At 75.3% G+C, this 20352-nt stretch carries 15 protein-coding genes and 1 tRNA gene; 7 read left to right on the top strand and 9 right to left on the bottom strand.

What is annotated here, in order from left to right:
• Positions 1 to 6: 6 nt before the first annotated feature.
• The gene (locus ACI8AF_RS03170; protein WP_456538206.1) at positions 7 to 444 is read left to right on the top strand and encodes a hypothetical protein; all 438 of its coding nucleotides are present in this window, start codon (positions 7 to 9) and stop codon (positions 442 to 444) included.
• Positions 445 to 908: 464 nt separating this feature from the next.
• Here the strand turns inward: ACI8AF_RS03170 and ACI8AF_RS03165 are convergent, their stop codons facing one another.
• From ACI8AF_RS03165 to ACI8AF_RS03135, 7 genes are all read right to left on the bottom strand, one after another.
• Positions 909 to 1709: a hypothetical protein gene (locus tag ACI8AF_RS03165; RefSeq protein WP_456538205.1), complete on the bottom strand. Its 801-nt coding sequence runs from the start codon at positions 1707 to 1709 to the stop codon at positions 909 to 911.
• Between the two features lie 464 nt (positions 1710 to 2173).
• Positions 2174 to 2247 (bottom strand) — tRNA-Gly (locus ACI8AF_RS03160).
• Positions 2248 to 2327: 80 nt separating this feature from the next.
• Positions 2328 to 5540, bottom strand: a complete 3213-nt coding sequence (locus ACI8AF_RS03155) for a heavy metal translocating P-type ATPase (protein WP_456538204.1) — start codon at positions 5538 to 5540, stop codon at positions 2328 to 2330.
• 75 nt (positions 5541 to 5615) lie between these two features.
• The gene (locus tag ACI8AF_RS03150) at positions 5616 to 6074 is read right to left on the bottom strand and encodes an N-acetyltransferase family protein (RefSeq protein ID WP_456538203.1); all 459 of its coding nucleotides are present in this window, start codon (positions 6072 to 6074) and stop codon (positions 5616 to 5618) included.
• 24 nt (positions 6075 to 6098) lie between these two features.
• Positions 6099 to 6482 (bottom strand): hypothetical protein, encoded by a 384-nt coding sequence (locus tag ACI8AF_RS03145; RefSeq protein ID WP_456538202.1) that lies wholly within the window; start codon positions 6480 to 6482, stop codon positions 6099 to 6101.
• A 26-nt stretch (positions 6483 to 6508) separates the two neighbouring features.
• Positions 6509 to 6742, bottom strand: a complete 234-nt coding sequence (locus ACI8AF_RS03140; protein WP_456538201.1) for a heavy-metal-associated domain-containing protein — start codon at positions 6740 to 6742, stop codon at positions 6509 to 6511.
• 33 nt (positions 6743 to 6775) lie between these two features.
• Positions 6776 to 8224, bottom strand: coding sequence for an MFS transporter (locus ACI8AF_RS03135; RefSeq protein WP_456538200.1), 1449 nt, complete (start codon positions 8222 to 8224; stop codon positions 6776 to 6778).
• Between the two features lie 111 nt (positions 8225 to 8335).
• Between ACI8AF_RS03135 and ACI8AF_RS03130 the strand changes: the two genes are divergently transcribed.
• From ACI8AF_RS03130 to ACI8AF_RS03115, 4 genes are read left to right on the top strand one after another with little or no spacing between them, the layout of a single operon-like run.
• Positions 8336 to 11047, top strand: a complete 2712-nt coding sequence (locus tag ACI8AF_RS03130) for an AAA family ATPase (RefSeq protein ID WP_456538199.1) — start codon at positions 8336 to 8338, stop codon at positions 11045 to 11047.
• A 55-nt stretch (positions 11048 to 11102) separates the two neighbouring features.
• On the top strand, positions 11103 to 12173 hold the full coding sequence (locus ACI8AF_RS03125; protein ID WP_456538198.1) for a flavin-containing monooxygenase: 1071 nt from the start codon (positions 11103 to 11105) through the stop codon (positions 12171 to 12173).
• Complete coding sequence (locus ACI8AF_RS03120) at positions 12170 to 12517, top strand: hypothetical protein (RefSeq protein WP_456538197.1); 348 nt, start codon at positions 12170 to 12172, stop codon at positions 12515 to 12517. Before ACI8AF_RS03125 ends, ACI8AF_RS03120 begins: the two co-directional genes overlap by 4 nt.
• Positions 12518 to 12519: 2 nt before the next feature.
• The gene (locus tag ACI8AF_RS03115; protein WP_456538196.1) at positions 12520 to 12918 is read left to right on the top strand and encodes a hypothetical protein; all 399 of its coding nucleotides are present in this window, start codon (positions 12520 to 12522) and stop codon (positions 12916 to 12918) included.
• A gap of 34 nt (positions 12919 to 12952) precedes the next feature.
• On the opposite strand, the gene ACI8AF_RS03110 is transcribed toward ACI8AF_RS03115, so the two are convergent.
• The gene (locus tag ACI8AF_RS03110) at positions 12953 to 13591 is read right to left on the bottom strand and encodes a class I SAM-dependent methyltransferase (RefSeq protein ID WP_456538195.1); all 639 of its coding nucleotides are present in this window, start codon (positions 13589 to 13591) and stop codon (positions 12953 to 12955) included.
• 10 nt (positions 13592 to 13601) lie between these two features.
• Complete coding sequence (locus ACI8AF_RS03105) at positions 13602 to 16898, bottom strand: ATP-binding protein (RefSeq protein WP_456538194.1); 3297 nt, start codon at positions 16896 to 16898, stop codon at positions 13602 to 13604.
• Between the two features lie 139 nt (positions 16899 to 17037).
• On the opposite strand from ACI8AF_RS03105, the gene ACI8AF_RS03100 reads away from it, so the two are divergent.
• Entirely contained in the window at positions 17038 to 18336 is a 1299-nt protein-coding gene (locus ACI8AF_RS03100) for a glycosyltransferase (RefSeq protein WP_456538193.1), read from the top strand.
• A gap of 50 nt (positions 18337 to 18386) precedes the next feature.
• Positions 18387 to 20327 carry a potassium transporter Kup gene (locus tag ACI8AF_RS03095; protein ID WP_456538192.1) on the top strand — a complete coding sequence of 647 codons (1941 nt, stop codon included), beginning with the start codon at positions 18387 to 18389 and terminating at the stop codon, positions 20325 to 20327.
• Positions 20328 to 20352: the final 25 nt, after the last annotated feature.

Genomic DNA, 20352 nt, shown 5'->3' with positions numbered 1-20352 from the left:
GCGGCCATGACCGCCGATCTCGACCAGGTGCCGGTGCGCGAGCGCGGGGAGCCGCTGGTGGCGGTGCCGTGGGCACTTCTGCGGCGACCGGGGCGGCCCGTCCTGCTGCGGGCCGGCGTCGTGCAGCGGCTGGCGGACGCCGCCCGGCTGCTGCCGACGTCGCGCCGGCTGATGGTCGTCGGCGGGTATCGGCCGACGGGCGTGCGAGCGACCGGGGGCGCGGTGGTCGTGACGCTCGACGACCTCCGTGCTTCAGCCGATCGCGCTCTGCTCGCGGACGCCCTCTCCGCGACGGGGTTCGTCGCGCACCCGGGGGAGGGGCAGCTCTGGAGCGTCGGCGACAGCTACTGGGCCGCGGTGACCGGCGCCGAGTGCGCGCGGTACGGGCCGGTCGGCGCCGTCGGAGAGCCGGTGCCCGCGCTCGTTGCGTTGGGCGCGACCTGACGAGCCCTATGGCTCCGGTCCCTCATCAGATGGCCCGATGCCCGTTTCTACTGCCACGGCCGATCGGGGCCCTTCGGTCGACGTAGGGCAAGGGCGCCAAGAGCTGCCAGCCTGGTCGTGGGAGCAGGAAGTCTGCAACGTCGACTCTGGCAGAGCCATCATGGCGTCTGCCCACCTCAGCATGACCGACATGGCCTGCTCGGTACTGACGGCGAATCCAGAGACGTAGGACCTCCGCGCGAATGGGGACGAGGGCTCGAGGTCCGCGGGTGTCATAGAGATGATCACGACCATGAAAGACTCGGGCCAGCGGTCGGCTTATTGTCGCTAACCGAGAAACGAATAGTCCCGACGTCCTCGTCGATGGGGGATCTCTTGGATGACGAAGACCCCGACGCCTGCGCATATCAGGACCTCTGACATGTGCACAAGCCAGTTGGCGTAACGCTTGCAAAACGAGACGCCTAGTTCCCGTTCCTACGAGCGCGCAGCCGAGGTCGGCTACGCCAAGCGTAGCCCACAGCATCCGGGCCACTGATGAACAGCGTCTTTATGAAGAGAAGCACGAAGGCAATCCCCGCGAAGGCGGCGGCCGCGCTCACCCGCTCACCCGTTCCTTCCGCGGCGGGCGTGAACGCTCCGAGACTCACGGCGAGCGTGCCTGCCGCGACTGATAAGAGGGCATCCCGTACGAGCCTGCGCAGGATGTTCTGCCCATGGGCGTCGCGCATCCCCTTCTTGCCACTGTCCAGGAAGCGGGCTTTCGCGACTACCTCCCCGGGATCACCATCGCTGATGAACTGCAAGTCGAACCACTCGCCAGGGTTGAGCATCGGTGGCTTGAGCGGTTGCATGGAGCCGCCCGCATACAGGACTTGCCCATTCGTCGGGTCCAAGTCCTCGGGGCGAGAGTCGCTCACAAAGCCGTCGAGGGGCTGCTGGTTCTTTCCCGCAATGGCGATGGATCCCTGATAATCGCTGGCCGCGATGCCCCTTTTCCCGGAGTTCTTGATCCGGACGGTGAGGAGGTAGGGATCGGTCAGTTGCCGGGTGCCGTAGTAGACGGTGAGGGGGTGCGAGAAGCCGCGTGCAGCGGTGGTCGCCTCATTGGCAATCAACCGCACCTTCTCGATGACCTCGTAACTTAGTCTCTTCGGCTGGTATTGCCAGAGACCGATCGCTACCGTCACAACGATCCCCAGGAGGCCGATGGCAAGCCCCCAGAAGAAGCGCATATCCTCGACCAGCCAGCGCAATCCGGACACCCTGGCAAACTAGACGGGCGCACCCCGGGGGCTAGGTCTGACACGGCGGGGAAGAGGGGTGGCCTTCAACTAGGGGATCACCAACCCCAATGGCACACCGTCCTGTCGTCGGCCACGAGCCGGCTCGGTGCGCCCAAGCGGCATGCCGCGTACAAGGGGACCCAGCGGCACAGGTAGATCTGTTTGCTCGGTGGCCCCGCCGCCCCGCTCGACCCGTTGATCAACTCGGCTACGCCGTGCCGTGGGTCAGTCGCGGCGACTTTCCGCTCTCATCACTCCTCAACAGACGTTTTGCAATCGACGGGACTGCTCTCGAGGATCATCCCGAGCTCGAGAGAGGCCGGGGCAGCTTCCGGCCGGCGGACGGGACCCGCGCCGTCGGGCTTTCCGCGGACCAGGGAGTTCAGGCAGCGTGCCTCGCTCAAAGCCGAGGCGGCGTGCGGGGGCTGACCCGCGAAGGCGCGTGGAGCGGGTGACGGGAATCGAACCCGCATGGCCAGCTTGGAAGGCTGGGGCTCTACCATTGAGCTACACCCGCGGAGGTGCCCGCCCAGAGTAGCGGGCCACCGAGCCGCGGCCGCGAGGGCGCCCGAAGCGGACGCCCTCGCGGCTCACGGATCACCCGGCCTGCACCGTGAACGGCGCGGTGATCACGTCGCCGTCGGCCAGCCGGAACTGAGCCCACAGCTGGTAGACCCCGGCCGTGGGAAACTCGGCGTGGACCTCGAGCTCCGGGCCGAACGTCGTCCCCGGCAGGGCGAACAACGGTCGGCCGGCCGCGTCGGTCACCTCGGCGTGCTCGTGGGCGAAGGTCTGCCCGTCGGCCCGCATCACCACGACGTGGCCGGCCGCCGCCAGGTACGGCTGCAGGTCCTCCACCGGCCGGCCGGTCGCGGCATCGGTCAGCGTGAAGTGCAGGTCGCTCGCGCCCCCCACCTCAGGGGACCCGTCCAGCGACACCCGCACGCCGCCCACCTCGACCGCCCGCGGCCCCGCCACCAGCGCCACCGGCGCAGGAGCAGGTCCCGCGACCGTCAGCACCTGCCGCGCGTGCACGTCGGCCATCTCGCCCTGCCGCCGGAACTCCGTGTTCACGATGTACCGCCCCGCCGTCGGGAAGGTGACCGAAACGGCCAGCTCACCCGGCCGACCCGTTGGCTCCGGGTGGACGTGGGCGAACGTGCCCAGGTCCTCCCGCGTGGCGATCAGGTGCATCCACGCCTCGTGGCTGCGGGTGACGTCCTCGATCGGCTCACCGCTAGCCGCGTCCCGGAGCGAGACCACCAGTCGCGTCGGCTCGCCGGGCCGCACGTCGACCGGCAGGGAGAGCCGGACGTCGACCGAAGCGTCGGCAGCGTCGACCGGCGGCACCTCCGCGGTCATCATCACGCTCATCTCCGGCCGCATCGGCATGCCGGTGCCCTGCACCCACGCCAGCTGGCCGTTCATCCCGCGCTCGGCGAAGTCCATCCGCGACACCGCCGTCAGCCCCGCCCCCAGCGCCAGCGCGACCAGGGCCACCCCGGTCAGGTACGCGTACTGGCCCACCCGCGACCGCAGCGGCGGCCGCAGCACCTCGGCCACGGACGCCGGACGGCGGAACCGCCGCAGCCGCAGCGCGTTGGTCAGCACGCTCACCGAGCTCATCGCCATGGCGGCCGAAGCCAGCACCGGGTCCAGCAGCAGCCCGTCCCACCAGAAGAGCGCGCCGGCCGCGACCGGGATCAGCAGCAGGTTGTAGCCGAACGCCCAGCCCAGGCCCTGCTTCATCGTCGTCACCGTCCGCCGCGACAGCGCGATCGCCGAGACGATGCCCCGCAGGTCGCCACCCACCAGCGTGATGTCCGACGCCGCGATCGCGACGTCCGCACCCGTGCCGACGGCGATGCCCACGTCCGCCGCCGACAGCGCCGCGGCGTCGTTGATGCCGTCGCCGGCCATCGCGACCACGTGCCCGTCGGCCTGCAGCTCGCGCACCGTGGCCGCCTTGTCCGCCGGCAGCACCTCGGCCAGCACGTGCTCGATGCCGACCTGCTGCGCGATCGCGGCGGCGGTCGCCGCGTTGTCGCCCGTCAGCATCCACACCTGCACGCCCAGCGCCTGCAGCTGCGCGACCACCTCGGCGGACTCCGGCTTGACCGTGTCGGCCACCGCCAGCACGGCAGCCAACGGCCCGTCGATCGCGACGAACATCGGCGTCCGGCCCGCAGCGGCCTCGGCGGCGGCAGCAGAAGCCAGGCCGTCCACGGAGATCCCGCGCGCCGCCATCAGCGCCGCGTTGCCCACGTGCACGTCCCGGTCGCCGACGACCGCGTCGATCCCGTGCCCGGGCACCGCGTCGAACGAGCGCAGCGGAGGCAGGTCGAGGAAGCGCTCGGCCGCAGCGGCCACGAGAGCCTCGCCGACCGGGTGCTCGCTGCCCGTCTCCGCGGCCGCGACCAGCGCGAGGACGTCGTGCTCGTCCCAGCCCGGAGCCACCACGACAGAGGTGAGCGCGGGCTTGCCCCGCGTGATCGTGCCGGTCTTGTCCAGGACGACGGCGGTGACCCGGCGGGCGGTCTCCAGCGCGTCGCCGTCGCCGATCAGGATGCCCAGCTCGGCGGCGCGGCCGGTGCCGACCATCACCGCGGTCGGCGTGGCCAGCCCCAGGGCGCACGGGCAGGCGATGATCAGCACGGCGATGGTCGTGGTGATCGCCATCGTCATCGGGCCGAAGACCGCCCAGCCCACGAACGTCGCAAGAGCCAGCAGCAGCACGATCGGCACGAACCAGGCCGACACCCGGTCGGCCAGGCGCTGCAGCGGCACCTTGGCGCCCTGCGCGTCCTCCACCAGCCGGACGATCTGCGCCAGCGCCGTGTCCGCGCCCACCGCGGTCGCCCGCAGCACGACGGTCCCGGTGCGGTTCAGCGTCGCGCCGATGACCGTGTCGCCGACCGCCTTGTCCACCGGCAGGCTCTCGCCGGTCAGCATGCTCTCGTCGATCGCTGACGCACCGGACGTGACGACGCCGTCCACCGGCACCTTCTCGCCGGGCCGCACGCGCACCAGGTCGCCGACGACGACCTGCTCGACCGGGACGTCGACCTCCGTGCCGTCACGCAGCACCCGCGCGGTCTTCGGCGCCAGCCCGACGAGCGCCGTGATCGCCGAGGCGGTGCGCTTCTTCGCGCGACCCTCCATCCAGCGGCCGGCGAGGACCAGCGCCAGGATCACCAGCGACGTCTCGAAGTACACGTGCAGCGGCAGGCCCCACCGCTCGGCGGCCGCCGGCCAGAGCGTGACGAACGCGCTGTAGCCGTAGGCGACGAGCGTCCCGAGCGCGACCAGCGTGTTCATGTTGGTCGACCGGTGCTTCGCGGCGGTCCAGGCGGCGCGGTAGACGTCCCGCCCGGCCCAGAACTGCACGATCGTGGCGATGACGAGGATCGCCGGCATCAGCCAGTCCATCGTGTCCAGGTAGAGCGGCACGTACATCAGCACCATCAGCCCGAGGCCGACGCCGAGGGTGATCTGCCACTTCCGCTTCAGCGCGGTGAGGCGCGAGTCGTCGTCCGGTTCGGGCGGTGGCGACGGAGCCGACGGTTCCGCCACCTCCCGCCGGGGCGTCGCGGTGTAGCCGGAGCGGGCGACGGCCTCGGTCAGCTCGGCGAGGCCCACGGTCGCCGGGTCGAAGCGGACGGTGGCGACCTCGGTGGCCAGGTTGACCTCGGCGGCGACGACGCCGTCCACCCTCGACAGCGCCTTCTCCACCCGGCGCACGCACGACGCGCAGGTCATGCCGCCGATCTCGAGGGTGCAGGCGGTGGGCGGGGGAGCGGTGGTGGTCATCGGATCTCTCCTCGTCGGGGCGTGGTCCGAGCCTCGGCGGCGGATGCGAGGCTCGGACCGGGGAAATCGCCAGGTTCAGGCGCTCGCGTACGCCTCGGGGGACCAGGCGGCGAGCACCTTGGGCCGCAGCCGCGCCCCGAGCCGGCGGTAGAACCGCTGCGCGTCGGTGTTCTCCGGCTCGACACCCCAGGTGATGAGCAGCCGTTCGGGTGCCGCGACGGCGGCCAGTGCCGTCATCAGCCGCCGCCCGACCCCGCCGGAGCGGCAGCCGGGCCGGACGAAGAGGTCGTCCAGGGCGAGGACGTCGCCGCCGGTCCACAGGTGCAGACGCCGGACGGCGGAGACGTAGCCGACGGCCGCGCCGTCCCGCTCGGCGAGCAGCACGGTGACGTCGGGCCGACCGAGCAGCGTCCGCCACAGCGCCTCGTCGACGTGCACGTGCGCCGACTGGTCCTCGTGCTCGGCGATCTCGCGGACCATCGCCGCGACCTCGGGGGCGTCGTCCGGTCCGGCCGGTCGGATGGTGAGGGACATGGGGGGACTCCTTCGGAGAAGGGATCAGGAGTGCGCGTACTCGTGCGGGCGCAGGAGCATCGCCGCGGCCATCGCCGGGAGCATCAGCACGTGGCCCCAGAGCATCAGGGCGCCGTCGTCGATGAGGCCGAGGGCGAGCGGCACGAACAGCACGAGGAAGGGCAGGTACATCGCGGCGCCCATCTCGGCGATGGGCCGCCACCGGTGGCCGCGGAACCTCATCCACGCGGACATGGCCACGGTCATGTTCGTCGCCATGACCAGCGCGCCCGTGTACGGGTTCGCCATCAGCCAGGCGGCGTCGAAGGCGTCGAGCAGGAACGTCCACACCGGGTGCAGGACCACCATGCCGACGGCCATCGCGACGACCATCTCGAGGAAGTGGACCGTGAACTTCTTGGCGCTCATCCGGGAAGGCGCCGGGGTCCCGGCGGTCACGGGACGAGGGAGTAGCCGGCCTCGTCGACCGCGGCGGCGATGTCCGCCCGGTCGACCGGCGAGGTCGTGGCGACGGTGACCGTGCCGGTGGCCAGGTCGACGGTCACGGACTCCACTCCGGGGACGGCCGAGATCTCCTCGGTGACCGCGCGACGGCAGTGGTCGCAGGTCATGCCGTCGACGGTGAAGGTGGTCGAGCCGACGAACGTGCGGGGCGTGCTGGACAACATCGGGAACTCCTCAGGGTTGGTGGGGGAGCGGACTCAGTGGCCGTGCGGGCCGTGGCCGTGGCCGACCGGGGTCGCCGGCTTCCCGCCGGGGACGGCGAGCAGGGTGAGCAGGAACAGCCCCGCCAGGACGACGGCGGTGGCGGCGAAGGCGCGGCCGTATCCGTCGACCAGCCCGGCCCGGGTCGCCAGGTCCCCGGCGACCGCGGTGAGGCCGGCGACGCCGAGCGCCGCGCCGATCTCGTGGCCGGTCATCATCAGCCCGCTCGCCAGGCCCGAGCTCTGGGCCGGGACGTCGCCCATCGCGGCGACGGCGATGGCCACGAACATCGGCCCGACGCCCGCGCCGACCAGCAGGAACCCGGGAAGGACGTCGGCGGCGTACGAGGTCCCGCCGGCGTTCGCGGCCAGCAGCAGCACGCCGCCGGCCATCACGACCAGGCCACCGAGGATCAGCGGCTTCGCGCCCAGGTGCGCGATCGCGTGCGACGCCGCGGCGGCCGACAGCGTGATCGCCCCGGCCAGCGGCAGGAACTCCAGGCCGGCGACCAGCGCCGACGCCCCGACCACCGCCTGCAGGTACAGCGACGACAGGAAGATCGCGCCGACCACGACACCGGTGACGCCGGCCATCACCGCCGAGGCGGAGACCAGCGACCTGACGCGCCAGGTGGCCGGCGGCACCAGCGGGTCGGCCACCCGCCGCTCGAGCCGGGCGAAGGCGGTCAGCAGCACCGCGGCGACGGCCAGGGCGATCCAGGTGCGCGGCGCCGTCCACCCGGCCGAGCGGGTGGCCTCGATGCCGAACACCAGCGCCAGCAGTCCGCCGACCAGCGTGACCGCGCCCGGCAGGTCCAGCCGGCGCAGCGTGCCGGTCGGGGTGCCTCGGGTGACGGTGCGCAGCGTCCCGAGGACGACGGCGATCCCGATCGGCACGTTGATGAAGAAGACGGCCCGCCAGTCGAACGCACTGGTCAGCGCTCCGCCGAAGAGCACGCCGGCGGCGATGCCGAGGCTGCCGACGGTGCCCCAGACGGCCAGTGCGGTCTGCCGCTGCTTGCCGGCGTAGGCGGTCATGATGATCGACAGCGCCGCCGGGGTGAGCAGCGCGGCGCCGGCGCCCTGGGCGGCCCGCGAGACGATGAGCATCCACGGGGCCTGCGCGAGCGCGCTGGCCAGGGACGCGGCGGTGAACAGCCCGACCCCGGCGAGGAACGCGCGGCGCCGGTCGAGCACGTCGGCGATGCGGCCGCCGAGCAGCAGCAGGCCACCGGAGAGCAGCACGTAGGCGCTGACCGTCCACTGGTAGTCCGCGGCGGACAGGTGCAGGCCGCGGCTGATCGACGGCAGGGCGACGTTCACGACCGAGACGTCGAGGATCACCATGACCTGGGCGGCGATCATCAGCGCGAAGACGGTCCACGGGCGGCGCGGCTCGTCGGTGGGCGGGTGGTGTGCGGGGGAGACGGCGGAGTGGGCCGACATCGGTCCTCCTCGGGAGCAGTGGTGGGTTCGCCGCCACGCTCGCCGCCGGCGGGATCGCTCACGCCGGGGAAATCGCCAGGTTTCGTTCCTCCGCCTCGGTACGGTCTGGCCGTGCTGGCCGGACGCGACCCCGAGCGCGCGGCGATCGCCGCGGCGGTCGACGCCGCCCGGGCGGGACGGGGTGCGGCGCTCGTCGTCCGCGGGGTCGCCGGCTCCGGCAAGACGACCCTGCTCGGCGAGGCGCTGGCCGCCGTCGAGGACCTGACCGTGCTGCGCACCTCCGGCGTGGAGTCCGAATCGCCGCTGGCCTTCGCCGCCCTGCAGCGGCTGCTGTGGCCGCTGCGCGGCCGGCTCGAGGCGCTGCCGGCTCCGCAGCGGGCGGCGCTGCGCGCCGCGCTCGGCGAGGCCGACGGCGAGGGCGACCGGTTCCTCGCCTTCCTCGGCACGCTGAGCCTCCTCGCCGACGCCGCCGAGGAGCGCCCGCTGCTGGCCGTCGTCGACGACGCGCACTGGCTGGACGACGCCTCCTCCGCGGCGCTGTTGTTCGTCGCCCGGCGGTTGCAGGCCGAGCGGGTGGGGCTGCTGTTCGCCGCCCGGGACGGCGACGTCCGCCGCTTCGAGGCCGACGACCTGCCGACCGTCGTCCTGGGCGGGGTGACCGGCCCGGACGCCGACGCGCTGCTCTCCGCCCGCGGTGCCGTCGACCCGGCCGTGCGCGACGCGCTGGTCGCGAACACCGGGGGCAACCCGCTGGCCCTGGTCGAGCTGGCCGGCGTGCTCACCGCCGGGCAGCTGGCCGGCACCGAGCCGCTTCCCAGCCCGCTGCCGCTGACCGGGGGAGTGGAGCGCGGGTTCCTCGAGCGCCACCGGCGGCTGCCCGAAGCGGCGCGGCGGTTCCTGGTGGTGGCCGCCGCCGACGACACCGGCCGGCTGACCGTCGTCCGCGACGCCGCCGAGGCGCTCGACGCGGGCGACGACGCCCTGGACGCGGTGGAGCGGGCCGGGCTCCTGCGGGTGGACGGCGACGCCCTGTCGATGTACCACCCGCTGGTGCGCTCGGCCGTCTACCGGGCGGCGACCAGCGCGCAGCGGCGGGCCGCGCACCGGGCGCTCGCCGACGTCCTCGGGTCCGACGCCGACCGGCGCGCGTGGCACCTGGCGGCCGCCGCCGACCGCCCGGACGAGACGGTCGTCGCCGCCCTGGACGGGGTCGCCGAGCGGGCCGCCGCCCGGGGCGGGCACGAGGCAGCGGCCGCGGCCTGGGCACGGGCCGCCGAGCTCACCTCCGGCGGCGAGGAGCGCGGCCGGCGGCTGTACCTCGCCGCGTCGTCGTCCTGGCTGGGCGCGCACCCCTCGCGGGCGATCGCGCTGGCCGACGCGGCCACCGCCCTGGTGACCGATCCGCTGCTGCGGGCGCGGCTGCTCCTGCTGCAGGGGACGGTCCTGTGGAACACCCGCTCGCTGGACGAGGGGTACGACCTCGTCCTGCAGGCCGCGGAGGTCGTCACCGGCACCGACGAGGCGATGGCGCGGCAGATGGCCATGCTCGCGGCGTCGCTGTCGGCGTTCGGGGCCCGGTCGCCGCGCACCTTCGACCCGGTCCCGCTGGTGCCGCAGCCCCCGCCGGACGCGCCGGCCGTGCACCAGGTCGCGTTCCACCTCATGCACGGGTTCCACGCGCTGGCCCACCGGGATCCCGCAGCCGCCGCGCAGGCCTTCCGCTGCGCGTTCGCACTGACCGACGCGCAGCCGCTCGAGGGCGACCACGTGCTCCAGCCCAACCTGGCCATCGCCGCCTGGGTGATAGACGACGACGAGCGCAGCCTGCGGCTGCACGAGGACCAGCTCGTCGCCGCGCGCCGCGCCGGTGCCCTCACCATGGTCGAGCACGCGCTGACCCGCGGCTTCCTGTCCCGCCTCGCGACCGGCTCGTGGACGACGGCGGTGGCGGCCGCGGCGGAGGCGCTGTCGCTCATGGCCGGAGCCGGGCAGACGGTCCTGACGACGCTGCCGGCCGTCCAGCTCGCCCTGGTCGGCGCCCTCCGCGGGGAGGACGACGCCGACCGCCGGCTGGCCGAGGCCGCCGAGCTCCGCGAGGCGCACCCCTTCGGCGTCACGGACGGGCAGGTCGTGGGCATGCTCCACTGGGGACGCGGCCTGCGCGCGGCGGCGCAGCCGGCGACCGCGCTGCACCACTACGAGCACATCGGGCTGCCGCTGATCCGCCGCCTGGCCGCCCTCGACGTGTTCGACGCCGCCTTCCGGGCCGGTCGCGGCGACGTCCTCCGCGCCTGGGTCGAGGAGCTGGACGACTTCGCGGAGGGCACGGGCACGCCGAGCGCGGTCGCCGTCGTCGAGCACGGCCGCGCCCTGCTGGGCGACGGCGACGACGCCGACCAGCACTTCCAGCGGGCGCTCGCCGCCCACGCACGATCGCCGCGCGTGCCCGACCGCGCCCGCACCGAGCTGGCCTACGGCGAGTTCCTCCGCCGCAACCGCCGCCGGGTCGACGCGCGCGAGCACCTGCGGACGGCGCTCACCCTCTTCGAGGAGCTCGGCGCCACGCCGTGGGCCGAGCGCGCGGCGCAGGAGCTGCGCGCCTCCGGCGAGACCGCGCGCCGCCGCGACGTCTCGACCGCCACCGACCTCACCGCGCAGGAACGCCAGGTGGCCGGGCTGGTCCGGCAGGGCCTGTCCAACCGGGACGCCGCCGCGCAGCTGTTCGTCAGCCCGCGCACCGTCGACTTCCACCTGCGCAACGTCTTCAGCAAGCTCGGCGTCGCCTCTCGGGCGGAGCTCATCGCGCTCCCGCTGGAGCTCTGAGAACCTGGCGGTTCTCCCGGCGTGAGCCGGGCGGCGCGTTCCTAGCGTCCTCGGCATGACCTCCGACGTGATCGTGATCGGCGCCGGCCAGGCCGGCCTCGCCCTCGGGCACTCCCTGGCCGCCCGCGGCGCCGACTTCCTGCTGCTCGACGCCGGCGCCGAGATCGGCTCGTCGTGGCGCAACCGGTGGGACTCGCTGCGGCTGTTCAGCCCCGCCCGGTACGACTCGCTGCCCGGCCTGCCGTTCCCGGCGCCGGCCGACACCCATCCCACCAAGGACGACGTCGCGGACTACCTGGCCGCCTACGCCCGGCACTTCCGGCTGCCGGTGCGGCTCCACAGCCCCGTCACCCGGCTGCACCGCGAGGACGACGGCACCTTCGCCGCCACCACGCCGACCGGGACGCTGCACGCCCGGCAGGTCGTCGTCGCCACCGGTCCTTTCCAGACGCCGTCCGTCCCCGCGATCGCCTCCGACCTCGACCCCCTGGTGCCGCAGCTGCACAGCGCGGAGTACCGCAACCCCGCCCAGCTGCTCGCCGGCAGCCGCGTGCTGGTCGTCGGCGCGGCCAACTCCGGTCTGCAGATCGCCGACGAGCTCGCCGACTCGTGCTCGGTGACCGTGGCGGTCGGCTCGACGCCGAGGGAGCTGCCCCAGCGGGTGCTCGGCCGCGACCTCTTCTTCTGGCTGACCCGCTCGGGGTTCTTCACCGTGCCGGCCGAGAGCCGCTTCGCCCGCCGGCTGCGGGCCCGCGGCGACCTGGTCATCGGCACCCGCAGCAGCCGGCTGCGCCGCAGAGGGATCGGCTTCCGTCCCCGCCTCACCGGCGTCACCGGGCGGACGGCGCGCTTCGCCGACGGCACGTCCGCCGAGGTGGACGCCGTCGTGTGGGCCACCGGGTTCCGCACCGACCACTCGTGGCTGCACGTGCCGGGCGTGGTCGAGGACGGCGCCGTCCGCCACCGGGCCGGCGTCACGGACGTGCCCGGCCTGTACTTCCTCGGGCTGCCCTGGCAGACCAGCCGCGGCTCGGCGCTGCTCGGCTTCGTCGGCCGGGACGCGGAGGCGCTGGACCGCCGCATGGCGGCGGACTCCGCGCGGATGCCGGCAGGAGCAGTCCGGTGACCGCGGTGCGGGACCTCGTCGGCGGCTACGCGCGCACCGTCCTGGTGCCGCTGATCGGCCTGGTCGCGGTGCCCGCCGGGTGGACGCTCGGTGCGGCCGAGGGCTGGCCGCTCGCGTCCGCCGCGGTGGCCGCCGTGAGCGCGATCAGCGCCGCGTGGCTGCACCTGCAGGGCTGGCCGCGGCCGCTGGTGCACCTGGTGACCTGGGCGGCGCCGGCCGCCCTGCTGGCCCCGCTGGCAGCGATCGGCCAGCTGTCCGCCGACGGGCTGACCCTGTGGGGACCGGTGGCCGTCGTCCTGGCGGTGTGCCTGGCGACGACCGGCCGCGCCGGGAAGGCGGCGTAGCCGTGCGCGCGCCCCTGCTCTGGGGCGCCGTCCTCGGCGTCGTCCAGGCGGCCTCCCCGCTGGCGTTCCCCTGGCTGCGCCCCGACACCGTCTACGCGCTGGGTCTCGCCCTGATCGCCGCCGTCTACATCGGGTTCGCCGTCGCCGACGGACGCCCGCACGTCCTGGCCGTGGAGGTGGTCGTCGCCGCGGTCTTCGTCGTCCTGGCCGCGGTCGCGCTGGCGGCCACCCCGTGGCTGCTCGTGGCCGGTCTGGCCGGTCACGGCCTCAAGGACACCTGGCAGCACCGGACCGGCTTCGTGGCCGGCACCCGCTGGTGGCCGCCGTTCTGCGCCGCCGTCGACTGGGTCGCCGCGGCGCTCGTGGCGATCGCGCTGGGCACCGGCGCCGGGCTCTCCTGAGGCGCTCGCGCCGCCGCGGGCGAGGGTGGCCGGTTCACCGGACGGCGGCCGTCCCCAGGATCTGCGGGCGGGTCGGCATCGGCGGGCCGGCCTCCGGGAAGGCGAAGCGCTCCAGCCGCTCGACGGTGAAGCCGGCCGCCTCGATCGACGCGAGGGTGTCGCGTGCGGTGTGGCAGCCAGCCCCGAACGACGGCCACACGGTCGCGTCGAGCGCCCGCTGCACCCGCGCATGCCCCGGGCGCTCCGACCGCACGTGCTCCCAGAAGTGCAGCCGCCCTCCCGGCCGCAGCACCCGGCGCACCTCGCGCAGCGCCGCCGCCTGGTCGGGCACGCTGCACAGCACCAGCGACACCACGGCCGCGTCGAACGCGCCGGAGTCGCAGGGCAGGGCGTCGGCCGTCCCGTCCACCACGGTCACCGGCACCGGCGCGGAGCCGGCGGCCTCTGCAGCCGGCGCGCGCAACCGCGCCTCCGGCTCCACCCCCAGCACCGACGCCACGCCCGCCGGGTAGTGCGCGAAGTTCGTCCCGGTCCCTGCGCCGATCTCCACCACCCGGCCGGTCACCCCCGCCAGCAGGCGGTCCCTGATCGCCGCCGTCCCGTTGCGCTCGGCCGAGGCCGCCAGCCGCGCCCAGAACCGCGCGAACACCGGGTGCGAGACCGTCGTCCCCACGCCGTCCCCCTCACTCGTGCACGAGGCGCGCGGCCTCAGCAGCCACCAGGCGCATGCCGATCTCCTCGGCCACCTCCCGCGCCGCGGCGGCCTCCGCGGCCGCGGCGGCCCGTTCGCCTCGACCGACGTGCACCCGCGCCAGCGCCAGCCGGCCCTTCGCCAGCGCCGGCCGCAGCCCCAGCGCGGCGGCCACCTCGATCCCCGCACGCAGGTGGGCCTCCGCGTTCTCCAGGCGCCCCGCCGCCGCCTCCGCCTGCCCGAGGTAGACAACCACCGGCCCCAGCGCCCCGATGCCCCCGTGCACCGCCAGGTGGTCGGCGAACGGCAGCAGCCGGTCGGCGATCGCCGCCGGCACCGCGGGATCGAGCCCGACCGACCCGGCCAGCGACGCGGCCACCACCGCCTGCCAGCAGGTGATCGACAGCGCGTCCCACTGCTGCGGGTACGCCGCGAACCCGTCCTCGGCCGCCATCGCCGCGGCAGCCGCGGCCGGCTGCCCCGCCTGCAGCAGCGCCAGCGCCGTGATCAGCACCGTCCCGCCGGTCGGCGCGACCTCGACGGCCTCGGCCGGCAGCTCGGCGAGCCGCTCGGGCAGGCACCCCTGGTCGATCCACACGAACGACCGCATGACGAGGTCCTGGCGGGCCTGCGCGTACAGCTGGGTCTGCTGCGTCAGCGCCCACGACCGGTCGATCAGCTCCACCGCCACCTCGAAGTCCCCGTGCAGCAGCGCCCGTGCCGCCTGGAGGCTGATCAGCTGCGACTGCGCCAGCGTCAGCCCCGCGCGCTCGGCGACCTCCCACGCCCGGGCGAGGTCCTCCCCGTCGCCCTCCGTGTCACCCAGCACCAACCGCGCCACCGCCCGGCGGGCCAGCGCCAGCACGGTCACCGCGGGCTGTGCAGCCGCGTCCACCAGGGCGAGCAGTTCGTCGGCCGCCGCGAACAGCTCTTCCTCGTGCCCCGGCAGCCAGGCCGCGGCCAGCCGGCCCACCAGCGCCCGCTCCAGCAGGTCGGGCCGCCGGGTCGACCGCGCGAGGGCCACGGCCTGCTCCGACTCGCGCAGCGCCCGGCCGCGGTCCGGCCCGTAGTGGGTGTACAGCGCGAGCGCGGAGAGCGCCCGCACCCGGGTGTCCTCGTCGCCGGCCGCCAGTACCAGCCGCTCCAGCAGGCCGACCAGCCGCTCCGGGTACGTCTCGTACTCGACCGGGAACCACAGCCCGCCGGTGGTGGCCAGCTGGTCGGCCGCGGTCGCCGCCGTGGCGGTGTCGCCGCGCGCCAGCGCCGCCTCGATGGCGTCGCTCAGCAGCCGCTGCGCCGCGGCCCACGAGCCCGCCCGCGTCAGGGACGTCCCCGCCTGCAGCAGCAGGTCCTGCCGCAGCGCAGGCAGCTCACCGGCCTCCAGCGCCCGCTCCCACCACCGCGCCGCCGTCTCGTGCGCGTGCTCGGCACCCGCCCGGGTGGCCGCCGCCGCGCAGGCCGCCACCGTGTCCGGGACGTCGGTGAACGGGCGGCCGGCCACCAGGTGGTGCGCCCGCTCGAACGCGTCCGCCGTCGCCGGCAGTGCCGCCGCCAGCCGGGCGTGCAGCCGCGCCCGCCGCAGCTCCGACAGCTCGGCCAGCAGCGTGTCGCGCACCAGCGCGTGCGCGAACGCCAGCCGGCCCGGCGCTGCCGGGCGCACCAGGTCGGCGGCCTCGGCGGCGTCCAGCGCGTCGAGCAGCGCGTCGTCGTCCTGCCCCGAGGCACGCTGCAGCAGCCCGACGTCGAACCGCTGCCCGGCCGCGGCCGCCAGCTGCAGCACCGCCCGCGCGCCCTCCGGCAGCCGGGCCAGCCGGCGGTCGACGACGTCGCGCACGCCCGGCGGCACCACCTCCTCGTCGGCCGCGACCCGGGCCAGCTCGGTGGCGAAGAAGGGGTTGCCGCCCGACCGCTCGTGCAGCTCGGCCGCCGCCCGCTCGTCGAGCCCACCGGCCACCCGTTGCACCAGGCGGGCGGTGTCGGCCGCGCCCAGCGGGCCGAGCGTCAGCTGGGCGAACCCCGCCGTCCGGGCCAGCGTCGCCCGCACCCGCGCCAGCCCCGGGTCGCGGACGTCGGTCCGGCAGGTGCCGACGACGGCGACCGGCCCGTGCTGCAGCTCCACCGCCAGGAACGCCAGCAGCCGCAGCGACGCCGGGTCGGCCCAGTGCAGGTCGTCGACCACCACGACCACGGGCGCCCGCGCCGACGCCGTCACCAGCGCGGTGAGCACCCGCTCGAACGCGGCGAAGGCGCCGTCCTCGGGGCCGGTGAGCTCCTCGCCCAGCGCGGCGAGCACCTGCCGCCACGGCCACAGGGCGGGGGAGTCGTCGTCCTCGTGGCACCGCCCCCACACGGCTCCGGGCAGCTCGGCCGCCAGCCGGCTCTTGCCGATGCCCGGCTCCCCGTCGAGCAGCACGAACCGCGGCCCGCTGCGCGGCAGACCGGCCACCAGCTCGCGCAGGACGGCGAGCTCCCGCGCGCGGCCCACCAGCGGCGGGCGGGCGTCGGCGACGGTCACCGGTTCCGGCGCCGGCTCGCCGCCCAGCGCCCGCGCCTGCGCCGCCCGCAGCGCCGGGCCGGGGGAGACCCCGAGCTCCGCGTCGAGCAGCCGGTGGACGTCGGCGTAGCGGGCCAGCGCGTCGGCGGTCCGGCCGGCCGCGACCAGCGCGTCGACCAGCAGCACCCACGGCCGCTCCCGCAGCGGCTGCTCGGCGACCAGCGCCTCGGCGTCGGCCGCCGCCTCGGCCGCGCGGCCCAGCTCCAGCAGCGCCGCCAGCCGGTCCTCCCGGCAGGTCAGCCGCAGGTCCTCGAGGCGGTCCCGGGTGCGGACGGCGAACTCGCGGTCACCGGCGTCCTCCAGCGCCACCGGGCCGCGCCACAGCGCCAGCGCCTCCTCGGCCGCGGCCAGCGCGCCGGCGGCGTCCCCGGCGGCCAGCCGGTCGCGGGCGGCCGCGGCCAGCGCGGCGAAGCGCCCGGCGTCCACGGCGTCCGGCACGACGGCGAGCCGGTAGCCGGCCGGGGTGCGCAGCAGCAGCCGCGGCGGCTCGCCGGCCGCCCGCCCGGGCTCGAGCACCCGGCGCAGCCGCGAGACGTAGGTGTGCAGCGACGCCTCCGGGTCGGCCGGCGGCGTGTCGCCCCACAGCTCCTCGAGGATGCGGTCGAGGGAAACCGACCGGTCGGCCTCGGTGAGCAGCAGCCCCAGCAGGACGCGCTGCAGCGGGCTGCCGAGGTCCAGCGGCGGGCTCTGCGGGAACGGGCGCGCGTCGACGGTGCCGAGCACGCCGAACAGCACCCTGCGTCTCCTCCCCGCTGACCTGCGCGTTCAGCCCGCGTCCAGCGGCGCTCGGGTCAGGGTCGCGCCGCGTCGAGGAGGCGTCAAGGCACCCCGCGCACGGTGCTGCCGACACAAGCACCGACCCGAGGAGGACCCCGTGTCCCGCATCCTGTTCACCACCATGCCGATGGCCGGCCACCTGCGCCCCGGCCTGCCGATCGCGAAGGCGCTGCTCGCCGCCGGGCACGAGGTCGCCTGGTACAGCGGCGCCAACTACGAGGCCGAGATCGCCCGCACCGGCGCCCGCATCTACCGGATGGCCGCCGAGCTGGACTTCGACGACGCCCTCGCCGACGAGCGCGCCGGCACCGCCGGCCGCAAGCCGGGCCTGGCCACGCTCAAGCGCGCCATGATCGACCTGTTCATCAACCCCGTCCCCGACTGGGTCGCGGACATCGACGCCGTCCTCGACGACTTCCGGCCCGACGTCGTCGTCGCCGAGCAGGGCTTCATGGCCGGCCCCTTCGCCGGGCAGCGCCGCGGCATCCCCAGCGTCGTCTTCTCCGTCTCCCCGCTCGGCCTCACCAGCGTCGACGCCCCGCCGTTCGGCACCGGCCTGCAGCCGGGCTCGCGGCTGCGCAACCGCACCCTGAACTGGGCGCTGCGCACCGTCGTCCTCGCCGGCCCGCAGCGCGCCGCCGAGCAGGCGCTGGCCCGGCTCGGCCTGCCGCCGCGCACCTCCTACTTCATGGACTGGGGCTCGGAGGTCGCCTCCCGCTACCTGGTGCCGAGCGTGCCGCAGCTCGAGTACCCGCGGTCGGACCTGCCCGCGCACGTCGAGTTCGTCGGCGCCTTCCTGCCCGACCCGCAGCCGGGGTGGGAGCGGCCCGGGTGGTGGGACGACGTCCTGGCCGCCAGGGCGAGCGGCCGCCCGGTCGTGCTGGTCACCCAGGGCACCATCGCCACCGACCCGGCCAACCTGATCCTGCCGACGATCGAGGGGCTGGCCGGCCGCGAGCCGCTGGTCGTCGTCACCACCGTCCGCGAGGACCCCGACGCCGTCCTCCCGCCCGACCGGCGGCCGGCCAACCTCCGGATGACCCGGTTCCTGCCGCACGGCGAGGTCATGCACCTGACCGACGTCTTCGTCACCAACGGCGGCTACGGCGGCGTGCAGACCGCGCTGGCGCACGGCGTGCCGGTCGTCATCGCCGGCACCACCGAGGACAAGGCCGAGGTCTCGGCCCGGATCACCTGGGCCGGCGTCGGGGTCGCGCTGGGCACCGACACCCCGTCGGCGGCGCAGGTCCGCACGGCCGTGGCCGACGTCCTCGCCACCCCCTCCTACCGCGCCCGGGCCCGGCAGCTGCAGGAGGCCTACGCCGCCCACCCCGGCGCGCGGCGGGCCGCCGAGGCCGTGCTGGAGGTGGCGGGCGCCGTCCAGCCGGTCGGCTGACCGCGCCGCGATCCGCCCCACCGGGGCCCCGCGAGCGCGATGGTGTGCAGGTGACCGACGTGGTCCCCGGTGAAGAAGCCGCCGGGCAGCGCGGTCCCGCCCCGGCCCGGGCGGTGACCCCGCTGCGCGCCGGCGTCGCGCTGGCGGCCCTCGGCGTCGTCTACGGCGACATCGGCACCAGCCCGCTGTACGCGATGCGCTCGGTGTTCTCCATCGGCGACGGCGCCGTGCGGCCGACGCCGGGCGACGTCTACGGCGTCGTCTCGATGGTGTTCTGGTCGATCACGCTGGTGGTGTCGGTCAAGTACGTCGTCGTCGTGCTGCGGGCCGACGACCGCGGCGAGGGCGGCGTCCTGGCGCTGGCCGGCCTCGTGCGGCGGGCGCTGGCCGGCGCGTCCCGGCGCCGGCGGGCGGCGGTCATGGCGCTCGGGGTGGCCGGCGCCGCGCTGTTCTTCGGCGACAGCACCATCACCCCGGCCATCTCGGTGCTGTCCGCCGTCGAGGGCCTGGAGGTCAGCTCGCCCGGCCTGGCGCACGTCGTCGTGCCGGTCGCCGTCGTCGTCCTGACGCTGCTGTTCGCCGTGCAGCGGTGGGGCACGCACCGGGTGGGCACCGCGTTCGGCCCGGTGATGCTGGTCTGGTTCGCCGCCCTCGGCGTGGCCGGGCTGGTGGAGGTGGTGGCCCGCCCCGGCATCCTGCGCGGGCTGTCGCCGACCTACGCCCTCGGGTTCGTGGTGGCCCACCCGGGGACGGCGGTCGTCGCGATGGGCGCGGTGGTGCTGGCCATCACCGGCGCCGAGGCCCTCTACGCCGACATGGGGCAGTTCGGGCGGCCGGCGATCCGCCGGGCGTGGTTCGCGGTGGTCTTCCCCGCGCTGACGCTCAACTACCTGGCGCAGGGCTCGCTGGTGCTGCGCGACCCCGCCGCCCGGGCCAACCCGTTCTTCCTGCTGCTGCCCTCCTGGGCGCAGTTGCCCATGGTCGTGCTGGCCACCGCGGCCACGGTGATCGCCGCGCAGGCGGTGATCGCGGGCGCCTTCTCGGTGTCGCGGCAGGCGGTGGCGCTGGGCTACCTGCCGCCGCTGCGGATCCGGCACACCTCGGCGTCGGAGGAGGGGCAGGTCTACGTCCCCGGCGTCAACTGGGGGCTGTTCGCCGCGGTGCTCACCGTGACGCTGGTCTTCCGGGCCTCCGACCGGCTGGCCACCGCGTACGGCGTCGCGGTCACCGGCACCTTCCTCATCACGACCGGGCTCCTCCTGGTCGTGGCGCGGCGGCGTTGGCGCTGGCCGACCTGGCGGCTCGTGGCGTTCGGGGTCGTCGTCGGCACCGTGGAGCTCACCTACTTCGGCGCCAACCTCACGAAGGTCACCCACGGCGGGTGGCTGACGCTGCTGGTGGCCGCCGTCGTCTTCACCGTGATGACGACGTGGCACCGCGGCCGGGAGCTGGTCACCGCGCAGCGGACCGCGCTCGAGGGGTCGCTGTCGGACTTCCTCCACGAGGTGCGCGCCGGGACGGTGCTGCGGGTCCCGGGCACCGCCGTGTTCCCGCACGCGACCGAGGGCACGGTCCCGCTGGCGCTGCGCGCCAACCTGCGGCACAACCACGTGCTGCACGAGCGCGTCGTCGTCCTGACCGGGCGGACGGCGACCGTCGCGCACGTCCCGTGGTCGGACCGGTTCACCGTCTCCCACCTCGGCGAGGGGATCGTGCACGTGACGGCCGACTTCGGCTTCGCCGACCGCCACGACCTCCCCGCGCTGCTCCGCCGGGCGACGGCACGGGAGGACGGCGGGGCGCCCGTGGACCCGGACGGCGTCTCGTGGTTCCTCTCGCGGATCACCCTGCGGCGCACCCGCCGCCCCGGCCTGGGCGCCTGGCGCACGGGGCTGTTCGTCGTCCTCGCGCGCAACGCCGCGAGTCCGGCCGAGGCGCTGCACCTGCCGGAGGAGCGGACCGTCGTCATGGGCGCCCAGGTCGACATCTGAGCCGGCGCCGACCGATACGGTCCGG

The organism is Blastococcus sp. SYSU D00669, assembly GCF_054050715.1.
This window is presented reverse-complemented; position numbering and strand designations above follow the sequence as displayed.

Bases quoted from the DNA above. Each gene is read 5' to 3' on its own strand.
- ACI8AF_RS03170 (WP_456538206.1), top strand. From the start codon at position 7: ATGACCGCCGATCTCGACCAGGTGCCGGTGCGCGAGCGCGGGGAGCCG.
- ACI8AF_RS03155 (WP_456538204.1), bottom strand. From the start codon at position 5,540: ATGACCACCACCGCTCCCCCGCCCACCGCCTGCACCCTCGAGATCGGC.
- ACI8AF_RS03150 (WP_456538203.1), bottom strand. From the start codon at position 6,074: ATGTCCCTCACCATCCGACCGGCCGGACCGGACGACGCCCCCGAGGTC.
- ACI8AF_RS03145 (WP_456538202.1), bottom strand. From the start codon at position 6,482: ATGAGCGCCAAGAAGTTCACGGTCCACTTCCTCGAGATGGTCGTCGCG.
- ACI8AF_RS03140 (WP_456538201.1), bottom strand. From the start codon at position 6,742: ATGTTGTCCAGCACGCCCCGCACGTTCGTCGGCTCGACCACCTTCACC.
- ACI8AF_RS03135 (WP_456538200.1), bottom strand. From the start codon at position 8,224: ATGTCGGCCCACTCCGCCGTCTCCCCCGCACACCACCCGCCCACCGAC.
- ACI8AF_RS03125 (WP_456538198.1), top strand. From the start codon at position 11,103: ATGACCTCCGACGTGATCGTGATCGGCGCCGGCCAGGCCGGCCTCGCC.